General features: G+C 65.2%; 7 protein-coding genes (1 of these 7 cut by a window edge). 2 read left to right on the forward strand and 5 right to left on the reverse strand.

Annotated elements, in window-relative coordinates:
- Positions 1-63: 63 nt before the first annotated feature.
- Both EDC22_RS08585 and EDC22_RS08590 read left to right on the forward strand, forming a co-directional pair.
- Entirely contained in the window at positions 64-1,629 is a 1,566-nt protein-coding gene (locus tag EDC22_RS08585; RefSeq protein ID WP_425385520.1) for an undecaprenyl-phosphate glucose phosphotransferase, read from the forward strand.
- Complete coding sequence (locus EDC22_RS08590; RefSeq protein WP_132806224.1) at positions 1,626-2,921, forward strand: O-antigen ligase family protein; 1,296 nt, start codon at positions 1,626-1,628, stop codon at positions 2,919-2,921. The genes EDC22_RS08585 and EDC22_RS08590 overlap by 4 nt, the downstream gene beginning before the upstream one ends.
- On the opposite strand, the gene EDC22_RS08595 is transcribed toward EDC22_RS08590, so the two are convergent.
- From EDC22_RS08595 to EDC22_RS08610, 5 genes are all read right to left on the reverse strand, one after another.
- A complete protein-coding gene (locus EDC22_RS08595; protein WP_132806225.1) occupies positions 2,900-3,709 on the reverse strand; it encodes a class I SAM-dependent methyltransferase in 810 nt (269 codons plus the stop codon). The two genes, EDC22_RS08590 and EDC22_RS08595, sit on opposite strands and share 22 nt — an antisense overlap.
- A gap of 118 nt (positions 3,710-3,827) precedes the next feature.
- Entirely contained in the window at positions 3,828-4,004 is a 177-nt protein-coding gene (locus EDC22_RS17925; protein WP_165926838.1) for a hypothetical protein, read from the reverse strand.
- A gap of 107 nt (positions 4,005-4,111) precedes the next feature.
- Positions 4,112-4,825, reverse strand: coding sequence for a sulfotransferase family 2 domain-containing protein (locus EDC22_RS08600; protein WP_132806226.1), 714 nt, complete (start codon positions 4,823-4,825; stop codon positions 4,112-4,114).
- A gap of 83 nt (positions 4,826-4,908) precedes the next feature.
- A complete protein-coding gene (locus EDC22_RS08605) occupies positions 4,909-6,336 on the reverse strand; it encodes a mannose-1-phosphate guanylyltransferase/mannose-6-phosphate isomerase (RefSeq protein WP_132806227.1) in 1,428 nt (475 codons plus the stop codon).
- A gap of 87 nt (positions 6,337-6,423) precedes the next feature.
- Positions 6,424-9,244, reverse strand: partial view of a glycosyltransferase gene (locus tag EDC22_RS08610; protein ID WP_132806228.1) — the 3' portion only. It continues 305 nt past the right edge of the window; the window shows 2,821 of its 3,126 coding nt (coding positions 306-3,126); its start codon lies off the right edge, out of view; the stop codon is at positions 6,424-6,426.

Raw genomic sequence — 9,244 nt, forward strand, 5'->3', positions numbered from 1 at the left:
TAGTCGGGTCGATCGTCCGGCGCGCCGATGCCACGGATGATCGATAATGCACGGATATGCGCAATGAACCAGGCGAATGGCAACCACAGCGATGTCGCCAGCGCGCTTCGGGCGGCAGTGGTCGATACAACCGCATCCATGTCCCGCGGACCGAGCCGCGGCGCCCCTCCGCCGGAGCTTGGTCCACTGGCCAAGTCGATAGCCGGGGAGAAGGTCGATCCCGCGATTTCAACGATCGTCGTCGCCGGAGCAGCCCGGCTGGCGGAGTTCCTGCTCATTATCGTCTCGGGTTTTGCGGTCCAGCTCGGCTACGTCTATCCGCACGAAGGAATGCCGGTCATCTATCCCGTAGCCATCGTGACGGGTGCGGTGCTGGCGATTCTGGCCTTCCAGTCGGCCGACAGCTATTCGCCGCACGGGCTGCGGAGCTACGGCCGGCAAATCGGCAAGCTCGCAGTCGCCTGGCTCGGCGTCTTCGCGATCCTCGCGCTGGGTGCATTCCTGCTCAAGCTCGGCGATGCCTTTTCGCGGGTCTGGATGGCACTGTGGTTCCTCGCCGGCCTCGCCGCACTGACGGCGTTCCGCATCGCGATGGCGTCGATGGTGCGGCGCTGGACCCGATCCGGACGGTTGGAACGCCGCGCGGTGATCGTCGGCGGCGGCGACCGCGCTGCCGAGCTGATCGAGGCCATCAAGGCCTCGCCGGATACCGACATCCGCATCTGCGGCATCTTCGACGACCGCAGCGACGACCGCTCGCCGCCGGTCGTGGCAGGCTTCCCCAAGCTCGGCAATATCGACCAGCTGGTCGAGTTCGCCCGCCGCACCCGGGTCGACCTGCTGATCGTCACGCTGCCGATCACCGCCGAGGAACGGCTGCTGGAGTTCCTCAAGAAACTCTGGGTTCTGCCGGTCGACATCCGGCTCAGCGCGCACACCAACCGGCTGCGGTTCCGGCCGCGATCCTACTCCTATATCGGCAATGTGCCGTTCATCGACATCTTCGACAAGCCGATCACCGACTGGGATTTCGTGGTGAAGTGGCTCTTCGACCGGGTCATCGGCTCAGCGCTGCTGCTCCTGGCCCTGCCGGTGATGGCCATCGTCGCGATCGCCATCAAGCTCGACAGCCGCGGACCGGTGCTGTTCCGTCAGAAGCGCTACGGCTTCAACAACGAGCTGATCGAGGTGTTCAAGTTCCGCTCGATGTATGTCGATCAGTGCGATTCGACCGCGAGCAAGCTGGTGACGAAGGGCGATCCTCGCGTGACGCGGGTCGGGCGCTTCATCCGCAAGACCAGCCTCGACGAACTGCCACAGCTGTTCAATGTGCTGCGTGGCGAGCTGTCCCTCGTCGGGCCGCGGCCGCACGCCCTGCAGGCAAAGGCCGCCGAGCGGCTCTACGACGAGGTCGTCGACGGCTACTTCGCCCGCCACAAGGTGAAGCCCGGCATCACCGGCTGGGCGCAGATCAACGGCTGGCGCGGCGAGACCGACACGCCGGAGAAGATCCAGCGCCGCGTCGAGTGCGACCTCTACTACATCGAGAACTGGTCGGTGCTGTTCGACCTCTACATCCTGGCGATGACGCCGATATCGCTGCTGTCGAAGACGGAGAGCGCGTATTGACGGCCGGCCCAGCCGGTCCGGCCTGCACGGCGCCGTCCGGCGACGAGATCCGACGCGCGCTGCTCGACCGGCGGCTGGTCAGACCGATCCTGTGGCTGACGATCCTGACGAGCTGCTTCGTCACGTTCGAGCCCTCGCCCTACGAGTTCTTGTTCCTGCTGCTGCTGTGGGCCGTGCTGGTACGGGGGCTTGCATTTCCCCGCTTCATCGCACCACTCATTCTCTTCCTGCCGGTGCTGTTCACGATCGGCGGCATGCTCTCCGTCGTTCAAGTCGTCTACGATTTCGACTCGGTGCGCTATGTCGCAATCACGATGTATCTGACGGTGACGACCGTCGTCTTCGCCTCGCTGGTCGCCGAGAATCCCGTCTCGCGGCTCGACACCATCCGCAGCGCCTACATCATTGCCGCCGTGATCGCCGCGCTGGCAGGCATCGCCGGGTACTTCCATCTGTTTCCCGGCGCGGACACCTTCACCCTGTACAACCGCGCACGCGGCACGTTCAAGGATCCCAATGTCTACGGACCCTACCTCGTGTTCCCGGCGCTGCTCCTGATCCAGAGCATGCTGTCGCTGCACGGGCGCAAGCTGCTGTTTACAGCGCTGCCGCTTGGCATCATCGTGATCGGGCTGCTGCTGTCGTTCTCGCGCGCCGCCTGGGGCAATTTCCTCCTCGCGACGATCCTGATGGTGGCGATGATGTTTCTTGCCTCGCCGGGCCCTCTGTTCCGCCTGCGCATGCTGATCGGTGCGGCGTTGGGTGCCCTGCTGTGCGCGGGACTGGTCATCGGGATCCTTACCATCCCAGGCGTCGGCGAGGTGTTCGAGCAGCGCGCCGACCTCACGCAGAGCTACGATGTCGGCGAACAGGGGCGGTTCGGCAACCAGCGCCGCGCGATCCCGGAGCTGCTCGAGCGTCCATTCGGATACGGACCACTGTACTTCGCCAAGCGCTTTCACCAGGATCCGCACAACGTCTACGTCAACGCCTTCGCCGCCTATGGCTGGCTCGGCGGATTCAGTTACACTACCTTCGTCGTACTGACCTGGCTTGTCGGCTTCCGCAACGTCTTCGAACGTGTCCCCTGGCAGCATTATCAGATGGCGGCGCTCGCGACCTTCGTCGCGGTGTCGCTGCAGGGCTTCGTGGTCGACACCGACCACTGGCGTCACTTCTTCATGATCGCCGGGGTGGTCTGGGGCATGGCCGCGGCGAGCGAGGCCGTCCGCCGGACGGCACGGACCGCCGCCATGACCTCGATGCCAACCTATTTGCGGGCGACAATATAGGCGTAGCTGGTGAGCCACCGCCAATCGCGCCCGGCGGCAACACGGTTGAGCAGATTGTCGATCTGGCGGACCACCGGAATCGACTGGAAATATTCGTGATGCCAGAACGGGATCACCTTGACCTCGCGGAAGCCGATGGCGGCCAGACGGGGCGCGAGTCTGCGACCATCGCCGTAACACCAGTCGTAGTGGGCCGGGAACTTCGGGTCCTCGTCGTCGGTGCGGTGGGCATAGAGCAGCCGGACGATCCGCCGCGAAACCGCCTCCGGGATGGCCAGGTTGACCAGATAGGGAATGGCATAGAGGGTCGGGATGAAGGCGATCGCGACACCGCCCGGCACCAGTAGCCGATGGGTGTTCGTCCAGGCCTGCTGCGCGTCCTTCACGTGCTCGAACACCATCCGCGAGAAGACAAGGTCGAACCGGCCGGTGAATTCGGCAAGCTCGTCCCCTGCCCCCGCCACGTCGAAGCACGCCTTGTCGAAAGCGGCCGGCGCGAACCGCAGTTCGTCGGGCGAGATGTCGTTGATGGTGAAGCGAACCGCTGCGGATGCGATCTCCTCCGGCGTGAACAGCGGATCGCGCCCGCCACCGATCTCGATGAACCGGTCAAGGCCGAACTCGCACGCCAGACCGACGACCGTCTCCTTGTAGTGATCCCACGCCCATTGCGAATGGGCAGCGGGTGCAAGTCGCTCGAAGAAGAGGTCGAGCGTGTTCGGCAACTGGCCGAGATCACCATCGACGGCAATGGCGCGTGGCGCCGCGATCGGTTCGATATGCGTCATTCTCGCCCGTCCGTGATGCGGGATCTTCCCCTGCCGGAATCCTAACCGAACTCCACCGTGCGGCGAGCGAAACACCAATAAGAGGTTAACGGTGCGCGTCGGCAATCTCCGACGCCCGTCAGACGACGCCGATCGCCAGGCCTGCGAGCAGCAGGATCACGAGACTGACACTTGCCACCAGAACCGCCAGGACCGGCCGCCCCAGCCTTCCCTGACGGGCTTCGCGCGGGTTGATCTCTTCTTGCCGGGGTCCGACTTCGGGCATCATGTCCTCCTCATGCAGCACGCGGAGCATCCGCTCCGCTCCTGCAGGGGGAACGGGTGAACCTCGATCTGGTTCAGTCACCTGGTTCAGTCGCTGTCGACAGGCCCTGACAGGCGGTACTGCCGAAGCGCATGCTCTCAGATTGCGTCGTTGCGAACCCGGGCGGCGGGGAGCGACCGGTACGATCGCGAGGTGTCCAGGCGCTCGAGGAAAACGTAGTCCTCGCGGTAGCGATCGCGGACGATGGCCTCGACCTCGGGCGAGATTGCCTCGCTGTCGGCCAGGACGTCGGTCCGGTTGCGCCTGCCCAAACGCATCATCGGCTCGCGTTTCGACGGCGGGATGCCGATCGTCTCGAGGATGAGGGCAAAATCCTCCTCGAGCGTCTCCACGCGGCCGATGAAATCGACGGCCGGCGGGCGGCCGATCCAGCGCAGCTGCGGTGCGAGGATGTTGTCTGGACCGGGCGAGCGGAAGAAGTCGCTGACGACGAACTGTTCGAAACTGCCGAATCCATCCATGACCTCCGCCCCGCGCCAGTTGCGGAACTTGTGCTTCAGGAACCGGTAGGTCGACTGCGCGCGCGCAAGCGGATCGCGCATGAAGGCGAAGCTGAACATACGCATCCAGGCCGCCTGACCAAGCACGTTGCGGATCTGGATGGCCGTCGCATGCTTGCCGATGCCGTGACGGGTGGCGTAGTGGTCGGCCATCGCCTGCCCCAGCGGCGTTGCGCCGATCTCGATGTCGCAATAGGCGCTCGCCTGGCTCAGCGCCATCGCCACGGTCGTCCCCGCGCATTTGGGGACATGCACGAAGACGAAGCCGAATGTGTGGTTGATGATGCTCATTCGGGTTCCAGAACGCGACGGCGATCCCAGTAATGCCCCTTGGAGACGTCGATCCCGGCGGACCAGCTGCCCGGGGCAAGGGATCAGCTTCGTCCGTAGATGTCGTCGTAGCGGACGATGTCGTCCTCGTCGAGATAGCTGCCGGTCTGAACCTCGATCAGATGCATGGGGATGCGCCCAGGATTCTCCAGCCGGTGCACGGAGCGAAGCGGAATGTAGACCGACTCGTTCTCGGTGACGAGCCGCACGTTGTCGTCGACCGTCACCCGCGCCGTACCGCGCACCACTACCCAGTGCTCGGCCCTGTGATGATGCGACTGCAACGACAGCCGGCCACCCGGATAGACGACAATCTCCTTGACCTGGTAGCGATCTCCCACGTTGAGCGTCTGGTACCACCCCCAGGGACGGTAGGTGCGGGAATGGGATATCGCCTGCGGCCGACCGTGGGCCTGCAATTCGCCCACGACCTTGCGCAGTTCCTCGCTGCGGTCGGCCGCACCGACATAGACAGCATCGGCACTGGCGACGACGACCAGGTCCTCGAGCCCGTGCGCGACGATCAGCGGCCCGTCGCTCATCGCCAGCACGCCCTCACAATCGATGAGTTCCACCGCCCCTGATGCGACGTTCTCGCGAGAGCCAAGCCCCGTATGCGCCAGTCTCAGCGACTGCCAGGAGCCGATGTCGGACCATCCCATCGCAACCGGTACCACGGCCATTGCGCCTTGCAGGCGCTCGGCAAAGGCATAGTCGAAGGATATCGACGGAAGGTCGCAATACGGCTCGCGCGCCAGCCTGAGGAAGTCCAGATCACGTGACGCGCCGGCACAGGCCGCCCGGCAGAGGTCCAGCATCCGCGGTTCAAGCCGATGCGCCGCAGCCAGCAGCACCTGCGGTGCGAACAGGAAGATGCCTGCGTTCCAGCAGAACCTGCCGCTCGCCAGATACGCTTCGGCAACCTCGCGGTCGGGCTTCTCGCGAAAACTGTCCACCGACTCTGCGCCGTCGATCCCGGCGAGCGGTGCGCCCCGCTCGATATAGCCGTAGCCCGTCTCCGGACGATCGGGCGTGACGCCGAAGGTCACCACCCGTCCGGACCGTGCTGCCGCCATCGCCGTTGCCACCGCCGCGCGATAAGCCGAGGCATCGCCGATGATGTGATCGGCGGGGGCCAGCAGAACCAGACAGTCGTCGCCGAACTTCTCCTGAGCCCGCAGCGCGGCGATCAGGGCAACGGGCGCCGTATTGCGCATTTCTGGCTCGAGCAGGATCTCCGCAGACAGTCCGACCTGGCGAAGCTGCTCGGCGATCAGGAACCGGTGTTCCTCGTTGCCGATGACGATGGTTTCGACAGGCTGGCCGGCTTGCGGCAATCGGCTTACGGTGGCCTGCAGAAGGGAGCGGTCGCCACCGAGCGACAGGAACTGCTTGGGATAGGACTGTCGCGACCACGGCCACAGGCGGGTGCCGGATCCGCCGCACATCACGGTATGGACCAATCGTGTCATGACAATCCTTCGGCGCCTGGTGATGCGCCCGCGTACCGGTTTAGGGGCCGGAACCTGGCGGATCGGCCGGCGGGCTCGTTCTGACTCTCAGGACGCTACGCGCTCCCGGGCACGGTCGGCAACGGCGGGCGCGGCAGCGGCGGGCCCCGCCGCCGGCGTCCCCAACGGCGCATCGACGATCTCCCGGAGGCGGTCCAGCCCTCTTCGCCTGCTGAACACCTCCTCGACAAACGCCTGACCGCCGGCGGAGAGCTTCTGCCAGAGCGTCTCGTCGTCATAGACCCACAGCACCGCCTCGGCGAACTGTTCGGGATCGTCGCGCACGAGCACCTGCTCGCCATCGACAAGCGCCATGCCCTCGGCGGCGCAGGAGGTCGCAACCACCGGAACGCCGTACGCCAGCGCCGAGGCGACCTTGCCCTTGAGACCAGCGCCATAGCGGATCGGCGCCACCAGGATGCGTATCGAATCGAACAGCTCCTGCAGGTCCTCGACGAAGCCGATGACCTCGATGTTGTCCCGGCCGTGCAGTGCCGAGATTTCGGCCGGCACCCTGCTGCCAACGACCTTGAACACCATCTCAGGATTCCGCCGGCGGATCAGCGGCCAGATCGCCTCGGCAAAGTAGCGCACGGCATCGACATTCGGAGGGTGACCGTAGCCGCCCAGATAGGCGATGTGATGCCGCGCTGCGAAACCGGGTCCCAGCGGAACCGGATCGACGATCCAGGGGAAGACCCGGACGGTGGCGTCCGGGGCATGCAGGGCAAGGACATCCTTCTCGTAGTGGCTGTGGACGATCGTGACATCCGAGGAGACGGCACAGAAGATCTCGTATGCCTGTGTCAGCCGCAGTGCGCTCGACGGCTTGGCAGAGCTGCCGATCCCGGTCGCCCGGGCCTCACGGATGAAATGAAGGTCGGCCGGGTGGAATATCAGCCTTGCCTGCGGGGCGAATTCACGCACGAGCGGAATCAGTTTCGAGGCGCAGTAGTGCCGGAAGATGAACACCACATCGAACAGTTCGCCATGCTCGGCAAGGTACCCGCCCAGCGAGCGGTAGTACGGACTGTAGATGGCCTCGACGCCGATGCGCTGCAACGACGGCGTCAGAGTCCGGTCAAACCCAGGGGCATCCTGAGGCCAGAAGCTGACCTTGTAGCCGATGGCCTGGAACAACCTGATGAGCTCGACGGTGAACACCGAGCCCGCATCGTTGTCCGGATTTGGCGTCAGCGCATCGACGACGAGGACCCGCTTCGTGACGCCACGCTCGCGCTCGCGCATCACGCCGACGCCGTCGGGGCGGTGCCCCTCGAGCCTGTCGCGCCAGCGCTTGCGCAGCTTCCTGAGGTTGGACACCTGATAGGCCTTCACGCCCTTGCGGATGTCTGTGCCCGAGGTCGCCCCCTCGAAATGCAGCACCATCGACCAGGGCTGCAGCACCACACGCCGCCCGGACGCCTGGATTCGGAAGGCGAGATCGACGTCTTCGGCATAGGCGACGTCGTACCAGGGATCGAAGCCGCCCATCTCCCACCACAGCTCACGCCTGAGCAGGATGGACGCGCCGGAGATGTAGTCGACGTCGCGCAGATAGCTGAACTCCGGCCGCATCGGGTCCTGGTCGCGGCCATAATTCCAGGCCGAACCATCCCGCCAGACGATCCCGCCGGCCTCCTGCAGGCGGCCATTGCCGAAGATCAGCTTGGAGCCGACGAGACCGATCGAGTCGTCACGTTCCAGCGTGTCGACGAGTTCGTCGAGCCAGCCCGGTAGGACGATCGTGTCATTGTTGAGAAAGACCAGGTACCGCCCCCTGGCCTCGACGGCGGCGCGATTGCAGTTGGCGATGAAACCGCCGTTGACGTCGCTGCGCGCCAGGACGACACCCGGGAGGCGAGATATCACCTCAGGCGTCGCGTCAGTCGAGGCATCATCGGCGATGATGATCTCGAAACTGCGGCGTGGCTTCAGATCGGCCAGCGAATGCAGGCAGGCCATCGTCTGCGAAATGTTGTTGAAGACCGGAATGATGATCGAGACATCCGGGACAATGTCGGCCCCGACGGTCGCGCCCGCGAGCCGGTCCGACATCTCCGCGATCCAGGCTGCAATCTCCGCCTCCGACTGCGGCGGCGAGGGCGGCCGGCCCCCGTCCGGCACCAGACGATAGCGGCGGTAATAGCTCTCGATCCGAACCATCACCTCGGGACCGAAAATGCTCTTTAGGAACGGGCCGACCGAGAACCACGGACCGCCTTCGGCGGGCTTGCCCGCGGCGAACCAGCGGAATGCCTCGTCGGCCGCCGTCAGCAAGTGACCGTTGCCCGAACCCGGCAGGTCGAAGTCGGGGTTCGGACGTGCGCCGGCCTTCCAGCCTGCCACGACATAATGGATCAGGGGCGCCGCATCGCGCTGCCCGCCCATATAGGTGCGGACATACCAGTCGCCGGCGAAGGAGGGATGCGGATCGCGGCCCTCGCGATATCCCGCCATGACGTAATGGACCAGCGGATTGACTCCCGCCGCGCGCACATCCGGGTTGTGGTCCAGGTACCATTGCGCATCGAACAGCGGATGCGGCGAACGGGCTTCGGCGTGGCCGGTGGTCAGGTAATGCACAAGCGGGTTGATGCCGGACGCGCGAACGTCCGGATAGCGCTCAAGATACCAGGCACTGTCGAACAGGGCATGGGGCTGGCGCCCTTCCCGCCAGCCGCGGTCGAGATAATCGCGGAGCGGATTCTCGCCCGATGCCGCAACGTCGGGATAGGCGGCCAGGTACCACTGCGCATCGAACAGCGGATGCGGCGAACGGGCTTCGGCGTGGCCGGTGGTCAGGTAATGCACAAGCGGGTTGATGCCGGACGCGCGAACGTCCGGATAGCGCTCAAGATACCAGGCG

Source organism: Tepidamorphus gemmatus, assembly GCF_004346195.1.
GTDB lineage: Bacteria > Pseudomonadota > Alphaproteobacteria > Rhizobiales > Tepidamorphaceae > Tepidamorphus > Tepidamorphus gemmatus.

What these genes read in the sequence shown, in the direction of transcription:
- EDC22_RS08585 (WP_425385520.1), top strand. Translation starts at nt 64, where the DNA reads ATGAACCAGGCGAATGGCAACCACAGCGATGTCGCCAGCGCGCTTCGG.
- EDC22_RS08595 (WP_132806225.1), bottom strand. Translation starts at nt 3,709, where the DNA reads ATGACGCATATCGAACCGATCGCGGCGCCACGCGCCATTGCCGTCGAT.
- EDC22_RS17925 (WP_165926838.1), bottom strand. Translation starts at nt 4,004, where the DNA reads ATGCTCCGCGTGCTGCATGAGGAGGACATGATGCCCGAAGTCGGACCC.
- EDC22_RS08600 (WP_132806226.1), bottom strand. Translation starts at nt 4,825, where the DNA reads ATGAGCATCATCAACCACACATTCGGCTTCGTCTTCGTGCATGTCCCC.
- EDC22_RS08605 (WP_132806227.1), bottom strand. Translation starts at nt 6,336, where the DNA reads ATGACACGATTGGTCCATACCGTGATGTGCGGCGGATCCGGCACCCGC.